The sequence below is a fragment of the Pedobacter gandavensis genome (assembly GCF_032678465.1).
Classification (GTDB): domain Bacteria; phylum Bacteroidota; class Bacteroidia; order Sphingobacteriales; family Sphingobacteriaceae; genus Pedobacter; species Pedobacter gandavensis_B.
Genome location: NZ_JAVTSK010000002.1, coordinates 21353 through 39818, shown reverse-complemented (window position 1 = coordinate 39818; position 18466 = coordinate 21353). Strand labels below are relative to the sequence as shown.

16 protein-coding genes and 1 riboswitch are annotated in these 18466 nt (G+C 39.4%); of the genes, 9 read left to right on the top strand and 7 right to left on the bottom strand.

The features are described 5' to 3' along the window. Positions 1-50: 50 nt before the first annotated feature. The 4 genes from R2Q94_RS03275 (at position 51) to R2Q94_RS03260 (ending at position 5323) form a co-directional block, all read left to right on the top strand. A complete protein-coding gene (locus tag R2Q94_RS03275) occupies positions 51-1166 on the top strand; it encodes a trans-sulfuration enzyme family protein (RefSeq protein ID WP_316820008.1) in 1116 nt (371 codons plus the stop codon). A 170-nt stretch (positions 1167-1336) separates the two neighbouring features. After that, a riboswitch (SAM riboswitch) is annotated at positions 1337-1450 on the top strand. 229 nt (positions 1451-1679) lie between these two features. Further along, positions 1680-2987 carry an O-acetylhomoserine aminocarboxypropyltransferase/cysteine synthase gene (locus R2Q94_RS03270; RefSeq protein WP_316820007.1) on the top strand — a complete coding sequence of 436 codons (1308 nt, stop codon included), beginning with the start codon at positions 1680-1682 and terminating at the stop codon, positions 2985-2987. Positions 2988-3011: 24 nt separating this feature from the next. Then, a complete protein-coding gene (gene metX, locus R2Q94_RS03265; RefSeq protein WP_316820006.1) occupies positions 3012-4070 on the top strand; it encodes an alpha/beta fold hydrolase in 1059 nt (352 codons plus the stop codon). Positions 4071-4081: 11 nt separating this feature from the next. After that, complete coding sequence (locus R2Q94_RS03260; RefSeq protein WP_316820005.1) at positions 4082-5323, top strand: homoserine dehydrogenase; 1242 nt, start codon at positions 4082-4084, stop codon at positions 5321-5323. A 121-nt stretch (positions 5324-5444) separates the two neighbouring features. On the opposite strand, the gene R2Q94_RS03255 is transcribed toward R2Q94_RS03260, so the two are convergent. Genes R2Q94_RS03255 through R2Q94_RS03245 form a run of 3 tightly spaced genes read right to left on the bottom strand, consistent with a single transcriptional unit; the run spans position 5445 to position 10772 of the window. After that, positions 5445-6797, bottom strand: coding sequence for a dihydrolipoamide acetyltransferase family protein (locus R2Q94_RS03255; protein ID WP_316820004.1), 1353 nt, complete (start codon positions 6795-6797; stop codon positions 5445-5447). Positions 6798-6847: 50 nt separating this feature from the next. Then, a complete protein-coding gene (locus R2Q94_RS03250) occupies positions 6848-8095 on the bottom strand; it encodes a competence/damage-inducible protein A (RefSeq protein ID WP_316820003.1) in 1248 nt (415 codons plus the stop codon). Positions 8096-8105: 10 nt separating this feature from the next. Then, positions 8106-10772: a putative LPS assembly protein LptD gene (locus R2Q94_RS03245; RefSeq protein ID WP_316820002.1), complete on the bottom strand. Its 2667-nt coding sequence runs from the start codon at positions 10770-10772 to the stop codon at positions 8106-8108. Positions 10773-10873: 101 nt separating this feature from the next. Between R2Q94_RS03245 and R2Q94_RS03240 the strand changes: the two genes are divergently transcribed. The 3 genes from R2Q94_RS03240 to R2Q94_RS03230 are packed head-to-tail and all read left to right on the top strand — an operon-like array spanning position 10874 to position 13603. Next, positions 10874-11752 carry an N-acetylmuramoyl-L-alanine amidase family protein gene (locus tag R2Q94_RS03240; RefSeq protein WP_410478517.1) on the top strand — a complete coding sequence of 293 codons (879 nt, stop codon included), beginning with the start codon at positions 10874-10876 and terminating at the stop codon, positions 11750-11752. 34 nt (positions 11753-11786) lie between these two features. Beyond that, complete coding sequence (locus R2Q94_RS03235; protein ID WP_316820000.1) at positions 11787-12635, top strand: N-acetylmuramoyl-L-alanine amidase; 849 nt, start codon at positions 11787-11789, stop codon at positions 12633-12635. A 14-nt stretch (positions 12636-12649) separates the two neighbouring features. Continuing rightward, positions 12650-13603 carry an MlaD family protein gene (locus tag R2Q94_RS03230; RefSeq protein WP_316819999.1) on the top strand — a complete coding sequence of 318 codons (954 nt, stop codon included), beginning with the start codon at positions 12650-12652 and terminating at the stop codon, positions 13601-13603. 235 nt (positions 13604-13838) lie between these two features. Here R2Q94_RS03230 and R2Q94_RS03225 read toward each other — a convergent pair whose 3' ends face one another. From R2Q94_RS03225 to R2Q94_RS03210, 4 genes are all read right to left on the bottom strand, one after another. Further along, the gene (locus tag R2Q94_RS03225) at positions 13839-14750 is read right to left on the bottom strand and encodes a ribonuclease Z (protein WP_316819998.1); all 912 of its coding nucleotides are present in this window, start codon (positions 14748-14750) and stop codon (positions 13839-13841) included. Next, a complete protein-coding gene (locus R2Q94_RS03220; RefSeq protein ID WP_316819997.1) occupies positions 14750-15136 on the bottom strand; it encodes an STAS domain-containing protein in 387 nt (128 codons plus the stop codon). Before R2Q94_RS03220 ends, R2Q94_RS03225 begins: the two co-directional genes overlap by 1 nt. 181 nt (positions 15137-15317) lie before the next feature. Next, positions 15318-16271, bottom strand: a complete 954-nt coding sequence (locus tag R2Q94_RS03215) for a phosphoribosylaminoimidazolesuccinocarboxamide synthase (RefSeq protein ID WP_316819996.1) — start codon at positions 16269-16271, stop codon at positions 15318-15320. 38 nt (positions 16272-16309) lie between these two features. Next, on the bottom strand, positions 16310-17281 hold the full coding sequence (locus R2Q94_RS03210) for a PhoH family protein (RefSeq protein WP_316819995.1): 972 nt from the start codon (positions 17279-17281) through the stop codon (positions 16310-16312). A 102-nt stretch (positions 17282-17383) separates the two neighbouring features. Here R2Q94_RS03210 and R2Q94_RS03205 point away from each other — a divergent pair, with 102 nt between their 5' ends. After that, positions 17384-18163, top strand: coding sequence for an SAM-dependent chlorinase/fluorinase (locus R2Q94_RS03205; RefSeq protein WP_316819994.1), 780 nt, complete (start codon positions 17384-17386; stop codon positions 18161-18163). A gap of 11 nt (positions 18164-18174) precedes the next feature. Continuing rightward, positions 18175-18462, top strand: a complete 288-nt coding sequence (locus R2Q94_RS03200; RefSeq protein WP_316819993.1) for an antibiotic biosynthesis monooxygenase family protein — start codon at positions 18175-18177, stop codon at positions 18460-18462. Positions 18463-18466 lie beyond the last annotated feature (4 nt).

The window sequence follows — 18466 nt, the reverse complement described above, 5'->3', positions numbered from 1 at the left end:
TTTAGCTTTGTGGGGTTCTGATCCCTGATTAACTATTTATCCTCCTGAAAATGAAACCAGAAACTTTAGCTATACATTCCGGAAATTTATACAAATCCAACACAGGTGATGTTACACCGCCTATTAATTTATCCACCACCTTTTTCAGAGATGCAGATGGTGGCTATTCTGGCGGACATATGTACTCCCGTGTCAGCAACCCAAATCGCTCTGCTTTAGAGAAAGTATTGACTGATTTAGAAAATGCTGCAGATGCCTGCGCTTTTTCTTCGGGAAATACAGCAGGGATGTCTCTTTTTCAGGCCTTAGCCCCCGGCAGTCATATTATCGCGCCAGATGACATGTACTGGGGTTTTAAAAAGCAGTTACAATCCATCTTCGCAGATACTTTAACCATCGACTTTATTGACCTGACGGATGTAGACCGTATTACGGATTATATTAAAGAGAACACTGTGATGATCTGGGTGGAAACACCTTCTAATCCTTTACTAAAAATCACAGACCTTGCCGCAGTTTCGGCAATTGCCAAAAAGCATAACCTTTTACTGGCATGCGACAGCACCTTTGCTTCTCCATGCTTGCAAAAACCAATTGAGCTTGGCGCAGATATCGTTATGCATTCTTCTACCAAATATATCGGCGGTCATAGTGATGTATTAGGTGGTGCTTTAATCACCGCTAAAATAACTCCATTCTGGGAAAAAGTAAGAAACATACAACAGATCGGTGGAGCAGTACCCTCTCCATTCGATTGCTTTCTGTTATTAAGAAGCATCAAAACCCTTCCTTACCGCATGCGTGGCCATTGCGAAAATGGGATGGCATTGGCCAAATACCTAGAAAAACATCCTAAAGTAGCCAAGGTATTTTACCCGGGATTAGCCCTACATCCTCAACATGAAATCGCTAAACAACAAATGAGCGGCTTTGGTGGAATGTTGTCCATTTTAGTAGAGGGTAATGCCGAAGAAGCACGCAGGGTAGTCAATACGGTAAAGCTATTTGCCCAGGCAACTAGCCTCGGTGGTGTAGAAAGTTTGATTGAACACCGTGCCTCTGTAGAAGGGCCGGAAACCAAAACGCCACAGAATTTAATTCGGATTTCAGTTGGACTGGAACACATAGACGATCTAATCGCAGATTTTGAGCAAGCTTTAGGTTAAAATAGCAGCACAAACAAGGTCAATATCATTATTTTTACTTTTTATAATACTACAAATCAGCTATTTGCAAAATAATCAAAATTAAATTTTGGTTATTTTGCAAATAGCTTTACATTTGTGGTATTCTTAGCGAAAGCTATTCAAGTCAACACCCCTTAAAACTGGGTTTTGATTTATAAAGAAGTGGCGAGAGACAGGCTCTTTGACCCACTGGCAACCCTCCCAAAATGGAGAAGGTGCCAATTCCTGACCGGTTCGCATGGTGCGTTCTGGAGAGATAAATTAAGACAATGAAAACAGTTAAAATGACACCTGATTCTTTTAATTATCGTAATAAGCAATATACAATCTGTATGTGCTGTTGCATGCGATAAATTCAAAAATCTTCCACTTGCATTCTTGATTCATCCGGAAGGCCTCCTTTGAGGTACGTTATACCCCTATATCCAATCCTGATTTCATCAGGCAGGAAAAACCTAGAACCATTTTTCAACCATTTTAATCATAAGCCGCATGTCAACCAACCATAAATTCGAAACCCTTCAAATTCACGCAGGTCAGGAAGTTGATCCAACAACAGGTTCAAGAGCTGTACCTCTATACCAAACCACTTCCTATGGATTCAAAAATTCTGAACACGGTGCAAACCTCTTCGCTTTAAAAGAATTCGGCAACATTTATACCCGAATCATGAATCCGACGACAGACGTTTTTGAAAAACGCGTAGCCGCATTGGAAGGTGGTGTAGCAGCGGTGGCAGTAGGGTCCGGAATGGCTGCACAATTCATCGCTTTAAACAATATCCTCGAAGCTGGCGATAACTTTGTATCTTCTTCACATTTATATGGAGGTTCCTACAACCAGTTCAAAGTAGCTTTTAAACGTTTAGGGATTGAGGTAAAATTCGCTAATGGTGATGATGCTTCAGACTTCGAAGCAAAAATTGATGTAAATACCAAAGCTATTTACCTGGAGAGTATCGGGAATCCATCTTTCAGCATTGCAGACTTTGAAAAAATATCGGCTATAGCCAATAAACATGGCTTGCCATTAATTGTAGACAATACCTTTGGTGCTGCAGGTTATTTGTTCCGTCCATTGGAGCATGGTGCACACGTAGTTGTTCAATCTGCTACAAAATGGATCGGCGGACATGGCACCAGCATTGGTGGTGTAATCGTTGATGGGGGAAATTACAACTGGGGAAATGGTAAATTCAAACAATTTACAGAACCTTCTGAAGGATACAATGGATTGGTTTTTAACGATGTGTTTGGTATCGGAGGCCCATTTGGCAATATTCAATTTGCCATTCGTGCCCGTGTAGAAGGTCTTAGAGACTTTGGTCCGGCCATCTCTCCTTTCAACTCTTTCCTACTGATTCAGGGATTAGAAACACTTTCTCTTCGTGTACAGCGTCATGTTGACAATGCATTGGCCCTGGCCATCTGGTTAGAAAAACATGAAGCAGTGAAAAAAGTAAACTATCCTGGTTTGGAAAGCAGCCCTTACCATGCCAATGCTAAGAAATACCTGCAAAATGGTTTCGGCGCCGTACTTTCTTTTGAACTCCATGGAGAAAAAAGCCAGGCTACCACATTGGTAGATTCCCTGAAATTAGTGAGCCATGTAGCTAATGTAGGTGATGCAAAAACACTGATCATCCAACCTTCAGCTACCACTCACCAACAATTAACTGATGCAGAACAAATCTCTGCAGGTGTTACACCAAACTTATTACGCGTTTCCGTAGGCATCGAGCATATTGACGACATTAAAGCAGATTTTGAACAGGCATTTGCCATCATTTCCTCAAAATAATCAACTTAGGACCAGAATATTACAATGAGTACGACCTCCACATATACCCACACTAAAGTTTTCAAACTTGAAAGCGGCAAGAAATTGCGTAAAATCGAGCTTGCTTACCAGACGTATGGAAAATTAAATGCCAATAAAGACAATGTCATCTGGGCTTGTCATGCTTTGACAGCCAATGCAGATGTATTAGACTGGTGGAAAGGATTATTCGGAAACAATGACCTGTTTAATCCAGAAGAACATTTCATCATCTGCGCCAATGTACTGAGCTCCCATTATGGCAGCACCAGCCCATTAAGTGTAAACCCAACAACCGGCCTACCTTATTACCTGGCCTTCCCGGAAGTGACCATCCGTGATATGGTGGCAGCTCATCGTTTACTTGCAAAGCATTTGGGTATTGAAGAGATCAAAGTACTGATTGGCGGTTCATTAGGTGGTCAGCAGGCAGTAGAATGGGCAATTGAAGATCCCTCAGCCATCCAGAATTTAATCCTGGTAGCCACCAACGCGGTACATTCCCCATGGGGAATCGCTTTCAATGAAAGTCAGCGTTTGGCCATTAGCTCCGACAGAAGTTTTTATGCGAATAAACCTGATGGTGGATTAAAAGGATTAAAAACCGCACGCAGCATTGCTTTATTGTCTTACCGAAGTTATGATGCCTATACCGCTACTCAATTAGAGAGTGTGAATGAAAAAACAAGCGCTTTCCGCGCTTCATCTTACCAGAACTATCAGGGAGAAAAGCTTTGTAAACGCTTCAACGCTTATAGCTACTGGTACCTCAGCAAAGCAATGGACAGTCATAATGTAGGCAGAAACAGAGGTAGCATCACTGAAGCACTGGGGGCTATCAAAGCCAATACTTTGGTGATCGGAATAGAAAACGATGTATTGTTCCCTATTTCAGAACAACAATTCCTGAGCAAACACATTCCTGCTGCAGAATTTTTCAGTGTAAACTCTGCCTATGGTCATGATGGATTCCTGATTGAAACGGATGTACTGACCAATGTGATCGGGAATTTCCTTAAAGAAAGCACAAACAAGAAAATAATTAAATTACATAAAACAGCATAGTACTTAGATAGATGAGCAAGAAACTTAAAATTGGTTTATTTGGATTTGGAGTGGTAGGACAAGGATTACATGACATCATTCGTGGTCAGGACCTGAACCTGGAGATCATTAAAATCGCCATCAAAAATCCAGAAAAGAAACGCAGTTTAGACGCGCACCTTTTCACTACAGATCATGACGAAATCCTGAATAATGAAGAAATCAATACTATTGTAGAATTGATAGACGATGCTGATGCGGCTTATTCAATTACCAAACGCGCATTGATCAGCGGTAAAAACGTAGTTTCTGCCAATAAAAAAATGATTGCCAATCACCTAGCTGAACTGGTAGAATTACAGGAAAAACATGGTGTTTCATTATTGTACGAAGGTGCAGTATGTGGAAGTATTCCTATCATCAGAAACCTGGAAGAATACTATAACAATGAATTGCTGCATGGCATCAGCGGAATCTTCAATGGCTCTTCCAACTATATTCTTTCCAAGATTTTCAATGAAAACATGGAATATGGTGTAGCCCTGAAACAAGCACAAGACCTTGGTTTCGCAGAAACCAACCCGATCATGGACGTAGGTGGTTACGATCCTAAATTTAAACTTGCCATTGCAACAGCACATGCCTATGGTTTATTTATTAATCCGGACGATATCCTGAACGTGGGCATTCAAAACCTGAATGACGATGACATCAGGTATGCAAGGGAGAAAAATTATAAGATTAAACTCGTGCCAACAGCACGTAAAATCAGCAGTAAACAGGTGGTTACTTATGTGTTGCCTAAGTTTGTAAAATCTGATGATTTCCTTTTCAATGTAGAAAACGAATACAATGGCGTCACTGTACAGGCAGCTTTCGCAGATAAGCAGTTCTTTTTCGGTAAAGGCGCTGGTGGTCATCCAACAGGTGCTGCAGTACTTTCGGATATCGCTGCTTTAAGATATGATTACCGTTATGAGTATAAAAAATACCATCAGCAAAATGGTTTGATCCATACGGATAACGTAAACATTGAAGTTTACCTTCGTTATTCAGATGAAGAAACCCTTGCTCAATTGCAGGTAGAAAACATTGTAGAACGCTTTTCACGCCAGGATTACAAATATGTAATTGGTAGCATCAGCCTGAAAACCTTATTGGAAAACCGCAGTTTACTGGAGAAGAAAGAAGTATTTATTGCCCATACAGGAAGATATACTTACACGGAACAACAGGTACAAACTGTAACTGAAGAAGAAGTGTTTTTTAACTAGTAGTTTTTTGTTTTGATCGTAAAAGGGCCCCGAAATTCGGGGCCCTTTTCGTTGAGCAATCTTTGCCAATTCATGAGGTTTATCCTGAAAATGGCAATATATATTTTAGTGGAATTTCCTTTTAGATTTCTCTATTTACATCCCAGTTTTCCAGGTAGTCTGCTACACGACGTACAAATGAGCCACCTAATGAACCATCCACCACCCTATGGTCGTAAGAAAGGGACAGGAACATCATGTGACGGATCGCAATCACATCACCATATTCTGTTTCCAAAACTGCCGGTTTCTTTTTAATTGCTCCTACTGCCAAGATAGCAACCTGAGGTTGGTTGATAATTGGCGTACCCATTACGTTTCCGAAAGAACCTACGTTTGTCAAGGTAAAAGTCCCGCCTTGTGTTTCGTCAGGCTTCAATTTAGAGTTACGGGCACGAACCGCCAGATCATTTACAGACTTTGTTAAACCCAAAAGGTTCATCTGGTCTGCATTTTTAATTACTGGAACAATCAGATTGCCACTTGGTAATGCCGCCGCCATACCAATATTAATGTCTCTTTTCTTGATGATCTGAGTGCCATTCACAGAAACATTGATCATAGGAAAATCTTTAATCGCTTTGGTGACTGCCTCAATGAATATTGGTGTAAAAGTGATTTTCTCATTTTCACGTTTTTCAAAATTACGTTTCACTTTTTCACGCCACATCACCATATTGGTCACATCAGCTTCAACGAAAGAAGTTACGTGTGGAGCAGTTTGCACACTCATCACCATGTGATCAGCAATTAGTCTACGCATTCTGTCCATTTCGATGATTTCATCACCACCACTAACGCTGACCGCAGGGGCTGCTTTCAAGGCAGATACTGGTGCTGGATTGGGTTGAACTGGAGTTGAAACTCGTACTTCAGTTGCTGCTGCAATTGAAGCTGGCTGGCCTCCTGTCTTTTGTTGTATATAATTTAAAAGGTCATCTTTTGTTAAACGCCCTTCTGCTCCTGTTCCTGTGATGCTATCCAGCTCTTTCAGTTCGATGTTTTCCTGAGCGGCGATGTTCTTCACCAAAGGCGAATAAAAACGATCTGAGCTTGCTTTAACCGCTTCCTCAGCGTTCTCATTTGACAACAATTGTTCTGTACCTGGAATTTGTGCTAAAACGGCATCCGTATGTTCCTCGGGAACCGCGGTTTCCACTGCGTTTTCCATTACTGGTGTTGCTGTTACATTGGCATCTGTTTCGATAATTGCAATCACTGCGCCTACCTGAACTACTTCATCTTCTTTAAATAACTGCTTAATCAACTTGCCAGCGATTGGTGATGGTACTTCAGAATCCACCTTATCCGTAGCTATTTCTAAAATCGTATCATCCAATTCTATCACATCTCCTGGCTGTTTAAGCCATTTGATAATGGTTGCCTCCGCAACGCTCTCCCCCATTTTAGGTAACAATAATTCGTATTGAGCCATTTTTTATTTTCTAATTGGTATCCGCAACAAAAGTAAAGTATTTCGGACACTTAATCCTCATGTTGCCTGAGTTCATTCAAAATCATTGACAATGCAGCAGCTGCCGAACGCTCAATATTCTGTGTTCTTTTGTTGCCAAAGCTAAACACTTTAGACACCACGCCTTTGGCATGAGCGACTGCAATCCAGACAGTTCCAACAGGTTTGTCGGGCATCCCACCATCGGGGCCCGCGATGCCACTTACGGCTACGGCATAGTCTGTTTTAAAATTTTTAATTGCTCCTAAAGCCATTTCTTTTACCGTTTCTTCACTAACAGCACCATACTTTGACAAAGTTTCAGCTTTTACACCTAGAAGAGACATTTTCAGGTCGTAAGAGTAGGTAACCGCTCCACCTTCATAAACAGAAGAGCATCCAGGATGTTGGGTAATCAGGTGGGCAATGTATCCACCTGTACAACTTTCTGCCGTAGAAAGCGTCAATTTCCTTTCCTCCATAAAGTTTAGAATCGCCTTTTCCAATGCAATATCCTCTTCTGCTACTACAAATTGTTTGATTCTGTCGATGATCTGCTGCGCATAAAAATCAACTTCCGCTTTCAAAGGGCCCTCCTCCTCAGCTGTTGCACTTAAACGCAAGCGTACCTGTCCTAACTTAGGAAGGTAAGCCAGCTTAATGGATTCTGGTAAACTGTTTTCTATATCTTCAATTTCCATCGCAAGAAAAGACTCACCGATACTGGAAGTAAGAATGGTTTTATGATAAATAACAGGCAATTTAAAAGCGGACTTAATTCTCGGAATGATCTCATCGTCCATCAGGTACATCATTTCAAAAGGTACCCCTGGCATTGATACAAAAATCTTTCCACGCTCCTCAAACCACATACATGGTGCTGTACCGTTTTTGTTTTTGATCACTGTACAGCCATCAGGAACATCTGCCTGCTTTCTATTTAAATCAATCATTGGCCGGTTTACACGGGCAAAAATTTCGGCAACATGGTTTAGCGTTTCTTCATCTCTACGAAAACCCATATTGAAGTACTTAGCAAGAGTCAGCTTGGTGATGTCGTCTTTAGTCGGGCCTAATCCACCAGTCATTAATATCACATCGGCTCTGCTTTCTGCAAGCCTCAAGGCCTCTATGATATGCTCAGTATTATCTGAAACAGAGCTGATCTGCTTCACTTTCACACCAATCTGGTTCAATTGCCTGGCCATCCAGGCGGAATTCGTATCCACAATCTGACCAATAAGAATTTCATCGCCTATGGTAATAATTTCTGCCAGCATAAAAGAGGGATTAATATCTTGTGTAGTAGTTCTTTCTCTTACTTAACTTCAGATCCTGCAATACAGAAGCTTTAACTTTAATATCCACCGAATACATTTGTTGCGTGCCAAAAGGAATCCAGCTGAAACTCATGTCCCAGCAATGCAGGTCACGATAGATTCCGAATCTGGTAATTGTAAAACTATTGGTATCAAAATTCCATCCTGAATCAAAAGTAACCTTCCATTTTGGAGTAATATTAGCATCACCATTAAAAGACAAACTATTGGTTACACGACTATTTGTTCCATTACGATCGGTTGCATAATTAAAACTGTATCTGAAAGCAAAATTCCATGGAATGTTAAAGTCGACAAAGGCATTCGGATCTCTGCTTACCAAAGCCAGGGCTTCTGCTTGTTCTGGGGTCATTCCTTTTTGAAGGGCCTCATTTTTACGGTCCTGTTCGTTATTATTCTTACGTTTTAAAGCTTCCGGGTTTAGACTGTAATCAAATGATAAGTTGAAATTGGTCAAACGTGGCAATTGTCCTCTTTTCCATGTGTATTCATCAATTAGTACTTTTCTTCCCTGACCTAGACTATCATTAACTGTCCTTACCTGATAAGGATTTAATGTCGCGCCATAATTAATCTGAAACTTTTCAGAAAAAGGTGTACTTCCTGAAATAGTAAAATCGGCCAGTTTAAATTCTTTTGCCAGCAAGTTATAAGAAGACCCAATGGATAAGTTATTAATCAATGGTATTTTTTTCTCCCCTTTTCCGGTTGTATCATTGGGTACAGTCACCTTAGCTTCCACATTATTCTGGATTGAAAAACTAATGTTAGCTGAACTTCCAGGACTAGGAGGTCCATACAATAAACCTTCCTGTTTAGCGTAATACAACGGTTTATTATCTACTTTATTAATAACATCAGTTCCATCTGTATATTTTGCTTGTAAATAATTTCCGTATTTCGGGTCGGCAAAATTTGGCGTATATCCAAAACCTATCTGAGGTGTCATCACATGCCTGATCGCCTTCAGCTTACCTAGATTCTTAAATTGTGCGGTAGAATATATTTTAGTAGTTACACCTCCCCCAACAGTATAAGTGCCATATCTATTGAAACCAGGAACGGTATCTATCCTCACCAGATCCGGGCCACCACCAGTCGCCCTCATGTATTCTTTACGAATAGATTGAAAATGCCAGCGTTCGGTATAATTTAAACTGGTGTTAAAGTTAAAATTCAACACATTAAAGTTCATTGCAATCGGAATGTTGTGCTGAAAACCATTTCTAAATTTATTCAAAGTCTGTCTTTTGAATAATAAGCTATCCGCAGCACTAACCGAGTTGGAACTTTGCATCGTATAACCAATGGATATCTTTTCATACCACCTTGGATCTCCAACTCTATTCTTAGAAGCAAAAGGATAAATATTTCTGGTCATACCCAGGTTAAGGTCTGGCAATTGCAGATTGGTTACCCCCCTGGAGATGTCCTGGTCTACCCTTGCTGCCATGGAAAGGTTAAATAAACCGCCTGCAAGCATCTTTGTATAAGAAACGGAAGAGTTTAAGTTATTGGCAGATAATTGTGTTGGATCATAATAACCTCCAACGGCAGTATTCTTATTAAATCCCCTACTCGCCATATTCACACTCGCAGAAAAGGTACTTCCAGGATTTGCATTTGCATTCTGACTATGAGACCATCGAATATTATAATCCTTTACAGGTGCATATCCAGGTGTTCCTTCAATTCCATAACGGTTACTTCCATAAGTCAGGGCAATATTACCATTGTACTTATATCTTTTCGTATAATTAGAGGTCAGGTCGGCCTGATAAGAACCACGTGTATAAATGGTTCCCAATATCTTCGCATCCCAATAATCATTTAAACCGATATAATATCCACCTTCTCTAAGGAAAAATCCACGGGTATAGTCTTCTCCTGGAGTAGGTAATATAAATCCTGAAGATTTTTTATTAGGTTTTGGAAAAAAAGCAAAAGGTAAGCCCAGTGGTAAAGGAATATCCTCTATTTCTAAATAAACAGGCCCTGTAATAATTTGTTTGTCGGTTACGATTCCTTTAGTGATGTGAATTCCAAAATGGGGATGCGGAAGATTACAGGTACTATAAAGCTGTCCTTTACTATGGATCTCGTCATCTGGCTGTTTCTTCGCAGTTCCACCAGAAAAAAATCCTCCTTGCTGTTCAGTGAAAACACCATAAATCTTTCCGGCACCAGTTTCTATATTATATCGTAGCGAATCCGCAATAGAGTTCCCTTGACCAGGCATTTTAAAAATAGGTCTTCCAACATACTTGCCTTTTGAGTTTTTTACACCACTGGCAAATACGGTTTTATTTTTATCATTATAGGTGATATAATCGGCATCAAGTTCAAGGCCCTGGTAAATTACCCTTGCCCTACCATAGAGGTAAACCGTACCGTCCTTCTTATTTACTTTTGTAGAATCTTTGGCAGAATACTCAAGCTTATCGCTATTGTTCACCGTATCCTGAGCTGACGCTTGTACACCTGGGCTTTTCAATGCAGAATTACCTGCCGGAGCTGTATTTACAGGATTACTTTGCGTAATCGGTTTGGTTGGCCTGGTTTGCTGTGGGCTGGAAAAAACAGAAGATACAAATGCCAGAACACTGACAAATGTCAATAAAACAAGGCGTTTAAAAAAAATGATGTTGCTTAAAAGTTTCAAATTCGTGTGTGAATGTTATTTTTGCATTAATGTTTAATCCAAAACGTTCAAAATTAATGAAAAATATGCCATTGCTTAGACCAAATGCAATTTTGATCGTATTTATTTCTTTGTTATTAGCTACAACCACTAGTTATCAAGGATTTACGCAAGAATATAAAATAAAAACCATCGTATTAGACGCTGGTCACGGGGGGAAGGATGGCTCAACAAGAGGAGCTTATTCGACTGAAAAAGACGTTGCTTTAAAGACGGCATTACGCTTGGGTGCTGCCATTGAAGCCAACATGAAAGACGTAAAAGTAATTTATACCCGCTCTACAGATGTATTTGTTCCACTTTACGAACGCATTGCTATTGCAAATAACGCTAAAGCAGATCTTTTTATATCTATCCATTGTAATGATATGCCATTGATCCGTTCCAGTGTAGTCACTGGTTCCAGGAAAGGTAAAAATGGAAAGCGAATTCCGATTACAGAAACAGTGTATAGAAAAAGTACATCTACCAGGGGTGTGGAAACATTTGTATCCGGTATGGGCAGAATCAATGAGCAGGATGAAGTGATCAAAAGGGAAAATGCAGCCATCTTTTTAGAGGAAAACTACAAAGATAATTACGAAGGATTTGACCCTAATAATGCGGAAAATTATATTATCCTATCTTTGATGAAGAACACCTTCCGTACCCAGAGCCTAAAATTGGCTAAAATGGTACAGGACGAGTATGTAAATGTGGGTAGAGTAAACCGTGGCGTTCAGGAGAAAAGTCTGGCAGTTTTAGCAAGAGCAGGCATGCCCGCCATTTTAACAGAAATAGGATTTATCAGTAACCCGGACGAGGAGGATTATATGAACTCAGAAGCCGGACAAATAGAAATTACCAATTGCCTTTTAAAGGCTATTGTGAGCTATCAGCATAAGATAGAAGGATAATTAGATTACAAATAAAAATTAAGAGTTAAGCCCGATGAGATTGAAAAGAAGTGTATTCTTATTTGCCGTTTTATTATTTATTACAAGTTCCAAGTTTGCTTTTTCGCAAGGATACAAAGTTAAAACCATAGTTATTGATGCTGGTCACGGTGGTGGTAAACCAGGTGCCGCAGGTTCTTATTCCGTAGAAAAAAATGTAGCCCTTCAAGTTGCCCTAAAATTGGGAAAGAAATTTGAAGAAGAACTTCCTGACATCAAAATATTATATACTAGAAAAACAGACGTGGATGTAGACTTTTACAAAAGAGCCGAAATTGCCAATGATGCAAAAGCAGATATCTTCATTTCTATTCACTGTAACTCCATGCCAGACCGAAGAGTTGTTTCCGGTTATACTAAAGGTAAAAATGGCAGGAAAATCCCCAGATATGCTTATGTGAAAAATACAGGCACCAGTGGAACTGAAACCTTCGTTGCCGGTACGCATCGCCTTAACGAACAAGATGTTGCCATCAGAGAAAATGCCGATATTAAGCTGGAAAAAAATTATAAACAAAATTATGATGGTTATGATCCCAACGATCCTGAAACATTTATTATACTATCTTTGTTTAAAAATACATTTAGAGATAAAAGCCTAAAACTAGCCCGGTTAATCCAGGACAACTATACAAACGAAAATAAAAGAGTAAACAGAGGCGTAAAAGAGCAGGGAATTTTAATCCTACAAAGAGTTGGAATGCCTGCAGTACTTACGGAAATAGGGTTCATCTCTAATCCCGCTGAGGAAAACTATATGAACTCTCCAGGCGGACAGGAAGAAATTGTTAATGCAATTTTTGATGCCGTGAAAAAATATAAAAAACAAACAGAAGTAAATTAAGTAAATACACATACGTGAAAATAGCAAACGAAACCAAAGTAGGCATATTAGCAGCCTTTTCTATAGCCTTGTTAATCATCGGCTACAACTTTTTAAAAGGCAACGCCATCTTTTCCAGCGAAACCGTATTGTATGCAAGATATTCCCATGTAGACGGCCTTGGAGTTTCTAAACCTGTATTAATTAATGGTTATCAGATTGGACGCGTGGATGCACTAACCTTACAACCTGACGGAACCATTATTGCTACCTTAAAAATTAAAGGAAAATACGAAATTCCAAATAATAGTATTGCAAGATTGGAAAGCATTGACCTTCTAGGCGGCAAAGCTATTGTAATGGCATTGGGAACAGGTAATGTATTTGCTAAAGACGGCGATACCTTGAATGCGAATGTGGCTAAAGGTCTTTTGGAAACCGTACAACCGGTACAAAAGAAAGCGGAAATGATTATTGCCAAAATGGACTCTATCTTAACCAGTGTCAATTCAATCCTAAATCCTAATTTCCAGAAAAATGTTGACAAAAGCTTCAATAGCATAGCTGCTACATTAACGTCATTAGAAGCTACTTCTAAAAAAGTAGACAATCTGGTTGGTGCAGAAGGATCCAGAATCTCTTCTATCCTGGCTAATGTAGAAGCCATTACCAATAATCTTAAGAATAACAATGAAAAAATCAATGGTATCCTTAACAACATCAACACGGTAACTGATCAGGTTGCAGCTGCAAACTTTAAACAAACCATTGATAATGCCAATAAGTCTATGGCCGACCTACAAAGCATTGTTTCCAAAATCAATGAAGGAAAAGGTTCTTTAGGCTTATTGATCAATGATACAAAAATGTATGATAACCTAAACAGTGCTTCCAGTAACCTGGATAAATTAATCATCGACTTAAAAGAAAATCCTAAACGTTACGTACACTTCTCCGTATTTGGAGGAGGTGCCAAGAAAGACAAATAATCCGGGATCTTTCTCAGAAATTAATAAACAAAAAGCCTTTCAGAGATCCTGAAAGGCTTTTTGTTTATTAATTACCCATTCTCATTACTGGTTAATGAATCCGCACTTTCTCAACCTCCTTCAAAGACCGCCCATTTGTTGATGAAAACAGCTCCTTCAAAAGGACAAATTTCAATGCCCTAAAGAGAATGCAAAAGCAAATAAAAAGGTTAGGGCTTTCCTTAAGAAGGAAGTATTAAATAGAAAAGGTACTGCCTTCTGTAGCGAGTTGGGTATTTTCAAAAACTCCTATTGCTTCCTCCAATAATGGTTGTAAGGTCTTGTATCTGGAAGAAAAATGACCAATGAGTAGTTTGGTCGCTCCAGTATTTATCGCCGCTTCAGCAGCCTGTAATGCTGTAGTATGATGCGTTTGAATGGCCCTTTCTAATAATTCATGTAAGAAAGTTGCTTCATGATACAATGTATCACAATCTTTTATTTCTTCGAAATAACTACCATCGCAAAGCGTATCTGAACAATAAGCATATTTTCTAGGTCGATCGGAATCTATAGTATAATCCTGATTAAGCAGGATCCTGCCGTCAGGTAAGCTGAGATCTACCCCTCTTTTTAATAAAGGATAGTATTCCAGTGGAACGTTTTCAGCTTCCAGTTTTTCGATCACAACTTTACGCAGTCTTTTCTTCTCCGTAAATGTGAAACCAGTACATGGAATTCTATGGTTTAAAATAATCGTAGATACGGTCATGTCTGAATTTTCAAAAATGATAGCCGGAATGTCAGCAGTGACCGGTGTAAATAAAATAGGATACCTGATGACCGTTTCTGAATGTTTAAACTGTAAATCCAGAATCTCCATTAAAGCTGGAGGTCCATAGATACGTATTGGTTTGATCCTTCCATTGAGGTGCATTGTGGATAACAAGCCAATCAATCCAAAATAATGGTCACCATGTAAATGACTAATAAAAACCACATCGATTTTACTGGCTTTGAAACCAAATCGAATCAATTGTTGCTGAGTTCCTTCCCCACAATCAATCAGGTAGAATTTCTCATTACAGTTTAAAAGCTGCGCACTCGGATTTCTATTGTATACAGGGGTAGCGGAACTACTCCCTAAAATGGTAACCTCAAATTTCATTAACCTTTATCTACACTTCCCAATAATTCCTTCTCAATCTCTTCCATGAAGATTAAATCTGTTGCTTCGTCTAATTTAGATACAATCACTAAAGACTGATCCAGGTTCGACATTTCTAAAATCTTAGCCACTACAGGATTTATACCGGTTACAATAAATAAGCCGTTTGCTTTTTTACATAGTCTATCTCCCACTAAAAGACTACTTAAATCCTGAGAATCATTGCATTCTTTAACTGCGGATAAATCCAGTACGATGTTGTGGTATCCTTCTGCGTTCAATAAAATGAACTCAGACTTTAACTTAGGGGTATTGTCGTTGGTAAACTTAGACTCTCTAAGCTTAAGAACTACATACTTTTCATGCTTGTCAACTGAAAATTTCATGATATTGATTTGTTTGTTTTGTTATTGCTAAAGTAATTAATTTTATCTGGTATAGCATCAATCAAGCTAATAATTCATCAACAAAACTAGAGTTTAAGCGATTTTTGCATAAAAATGACAGCCGCCTGTACTCCAATAAAGAGTAACAGGCGGCTGTTTTATCATTTTATAAATTTCAGAATTAATTTCCCAGCAACTGGTTCAGTGATTTAGTTACATTGGCTTCAATCCGTTGAATTACATTTGAGGCTTCGTTTTTCACAAAAGTATCACCAGTGATCTGCTCATAAAGCTCAATATAACGCTCAGAAATAGAGTTTACAATATCCGGGGTCATGGTTGGAACTTGCTGTCCGTCTTTACCCTGGAAACCATTCTCGATTAACCATTTACGTACGAATTCTTTTGACAATTGCTTTTGAGGCTCATTGGCTTCCTGACGCGAGGCATAACCATCTGCGTAGAAATAACGGGAAGAATCAGGAGTATGGATCTCATCAATCAAAAAGATCTCTGCACCTACTTTACCAAATTCATACTTTGTATCTACCAGGATCAGACCACGTTCAGCGGCCATTTCAGTACCACGGGCATACAGTGCCAGAGTATAAGCTTCTAATTGTGTGTAATCTTCAACAGACACAATTCCTTTTGCCAGAATGTCCTCTCTTGAAATATCCTCATCATGACCTACCGCTGCTTTAGTTGTAGGGGTAATAATTGGTTGGGGTAATTTATCATTTTCTTTCAATCCTTCTGGTAAAGCTACACCGCAAACACTACGTTTGCCAGCGCTATACTCTCTCCATGCATGTCCCGCAAGGTATCCACGAACTACCATCTCTACTTTAAAAGGTTCACATATGCGGCCAATGGTCACCATCTCATCTGGTACATCAATTACCCAGTTTTGCACGATATCTTTGGTCGCATTTAAAAATTTAGCGGCAATCTGGTTGAGCACCTGTCCTTTAAAAGGCACTGCTTCGGGTAATACTACATCGAATGCAGATATTCTATCGGTCACCACCATGGCCATAAACTGGTTATTGATGGTGTATACGTCGCGCACTTTTCCCTTGTAAAAATTGCTTTGCTTTGGAAAGCTAAAATTGGTTTCTTTAATTGCTGTCATGGTATTTGCCAAAGAGCTGTTGTGTTATTTGTACTTAATTATTGGATATCGCCGTAGGCTTGTAAAATTCTTTTTACCAGTTTGTGCCGCACTACATCTTCCCCCGTCAGGTAAACAATTTCAATACCAGGAATATCGTCTAAGATACGCAGGGCGTTAAACAAACCAGACATTGTCTTTTTCGGCAAGTCGATCTGAGTCACATCTCCTGTCACTATAAACTTAGCTGAAGGGCCCATCCGGGTGAGGAACATTTTCAACTGAAGGTCAGTTGAGTTCTGAGCCTCGTCCAGAATCACAAAACAGTTATCGAGTGTTCTTCCACGCATAAATGCCAAAGGGGCAATTTCAATGGTTCTGTTCTCGATGTATTGTTTTAATTTTTCCGCTGGAATCATATCGTCCAGGGCATCATATAATGGTCTAAGATAAGGATCTACTTTTTCCTTCAGATCACCCGGCAGGAAGCCCAGGCTCTCCCCTGCTTCTACCGCAGGTCTGGTTAAAATGATCCTTTTGATTTCTTTATTTTTTAATGCGCGTACGGCAAGAGCAACTGCTGTATATGTTTTACCCGTTCCAGCCGGACCGATGGCAAATAAAACATCGTTTTTCGCGACACTCTCTACCATACGTCTTTGGTTCGCAGTTCTGGCTTTCACCATCAAACCATTTGTTCCAAACACGATGACCTCTCCACCGCCGCTACTTGGGCTAACTCCTTTATCGTCTCCTTTTCCGGAAATGTTCTTTTTTTCGTTGGAAACCAGGATGGATTCTACATCATTTGCGCTCAAACTGAGGTGTTTTTCTAACTGAGTTAACAAAAGAATATACTTCTGTTCAAAAACTTTAAGTTCTTTTTCATCGCCAAACACTTTCAGTTCAATCCCTCTTGCCACAACTTTAAGCTTAGGAAAAGCATTCTTAATCAGCTCATAGTGCTCATTATTTGCTCCCCAAAACTGTACCGGATCTACCGATTCTAATGTTAAAATAAGTTCGTTCAAAATATTGTTTTTTAGTAAGAGGTGTATATTTTGATATAAAAATTGAATATTTGTACGCGATTTGCCGCTTACGCAAGATTAAGAATAAATATTCAATTTTTAATGGCCATAATTACATTAACAACAGATTTAGGTTCAAAAGATTTTTATCAGGCTGCTCTTAAAGGCAGTATCCTGAGCATCTTGCCTACAGCCAATATTGTTGATGTAACGCATGAAGTTCCTTCTTTTAACATCTCTTACGCGGCCTTCGTATTAAAGAATGTGTATCCTTATTTCCCAAAAAACACCGTTCATTTAATTGGAATTGACTCTGTATTTAGTGAAAACACACGATATATTGCTTTAAAATACAGAGATCATTATTTTGTAGGTGCCGACAATGGAATTTTTTCTTTATTGTTTGAAGACCTACCGGAAGAGATTGTCGAATTGAACATTATGCAAGACCTCAAATACCTGCATTTTCCATTGGTAGATATCTTTGTAAAAGCAGCGATTCATCTGGCTAAAGGCGGCAAGCTGAAGGACATTGGCATGCCTACCGACAGTGTAGAGGAACGAATGTTGTTAAACCCTGTGATTGAACGTGATATCATTCGGGGAAGCGTCATTTACATTGACACCTTTTCCAATGTGATCACAAATATCACAAAGGAGTTATTCACCAAAATACAGCGTAATCGCGACTTCACCCTTTACTTTAGAAAAAGCGAAACCATTACCCAACTCAGCTGGCATTATAACGAGGTTCCTGAGGGAGAAAAACTATGTCTTTTTGGCATAAGTAATCACCTGGAAATTGCGATCAATAAAGGAAAAGCAAGCGGTTTGTTAGGTTTGCACCTCAACGATATCATCAGAGTTGAATTTCACCCTTAACCATAAAAACTATGTTGATCCGCCTGGTAAAAATGCAGTTTAATGCAGATTTTGTAGAAGAATTCCAGGAGAACTTTAAGGCTTTACAACCCCAAATTACCGCATTTAAGGGCTGTAGCAGTGTACAATTGTTGAAAGACAAAAATACAGAAAACCAGATCTTCTTTACGATTAGTCACTGGGAAGATGAAGCAGATCTGGAAGCATACAGGTGTTCCCCCCTCTTTCGGGAAACCTGGGCCAGGCTGAAACCTAACTTCAGTACAAAAGCTGAGGCATGGAGTTTGCTTGCCCCATAACAAA

What these genes read in the sequence shown, in the direction of transcription:
- R2Q94_RS03275 (WP_316820008.1), top strand. Translation starts at nt 51, where the DNA reads ATGAAACCAGAAACTTTAGCTATACATTCCGGAAATTTATACAAATCC.
- R2Q94_RS03270 (WP_316820007.1), top strand. Translation starts at nt 1,680, where the DNA reads ATGTCAACCAACCATAAATTCGAAACCCTTCAAATTCACGCAGGTCAG.
- metX (WP_316820006.1), top strand. Translation starts at nt 3,012, where the DNA reads ATGAGTACGACCTCCACATATACCCACACTAAAGTTTTCAAACTTGAA.
- R2Q94_RS03260 (WP_316820005.1), top strand. Translation starts at nt 4,082, where the DNA reads ATGAGCAAGAAACTTAAAATTGGTTTATTTGGATTTGGAGTGGTAGGA.
- R2Q94_RS03255 (WP_316820004.1), bottom strand. Translation starts at nt 6,797, where the DNA reads ATGGCTCAATACGAATTATTGTTACCTAAAATGGGGGAGAGCGTTGCG.
- R2Q94_RS03250 (WP_316820003.1), bottom strand. Translation starts at nt 8,095, where the DNA reads ATGCTGGCAGAAATTATTACCATAGGCGATGAAATTCTTATTGGTCAG.
- R2Q94_RS03240 (WP_410478517.1), top strand. Translation starts at nt 10,874, where the DNA reads ATGAAAAATATGCCATTGCTTAGACCAAATGCAATTTTGATCGTATTT.
- R2Q94_RS03235 (WP_316820000.1), top strand. Translation starts at nt 11,787, where the DNA reads ATGAGATTGAAAAGAAGTGTATTCTTATTTGCCGTTTTATTATTTATT.
- R2Q94_RS03225 (WP_316819998.1), bottom strand. Translation starts at nt 14,750, where the DNA reads ATGAAATTTGAGGTTACCATTTTAGGGAGTAGTTCCGCTACCCCTGTA.
- R2Q94_RS03220 (WP_316819997.1), bottom strand. Translation starts at nt 15,136, where the DNA reads ATGAAATTTTCAGTTGACAAGCATGAAAAGTATGTAGTTCTTAAGCTT.
- R2Q94_RS03215 (WP_316819996.1), bottom strand. Translation starts at nt 16,271, where the DNA reads ATGACAGCAATTAAAGAAACCAATTTTAGCTTTCCAAAGCAAAGCAAT.
- R2Q94_RS03205 (WP_316819994.1), top strand. Translation starts at nt 17,384, where the DNA reads ATGGCCATAATTACATTAACAACAGATTTAGGTTCAAAAGATTTTTAT.
- R2Q94_RS03200 (WP_316819993.1), top strand. Translation starts at nt 18,175, where the DNA reads ATGTTGATCCGCCTGGTAAAAATGCAGTTTAATGCAGATTTTGTAGAA.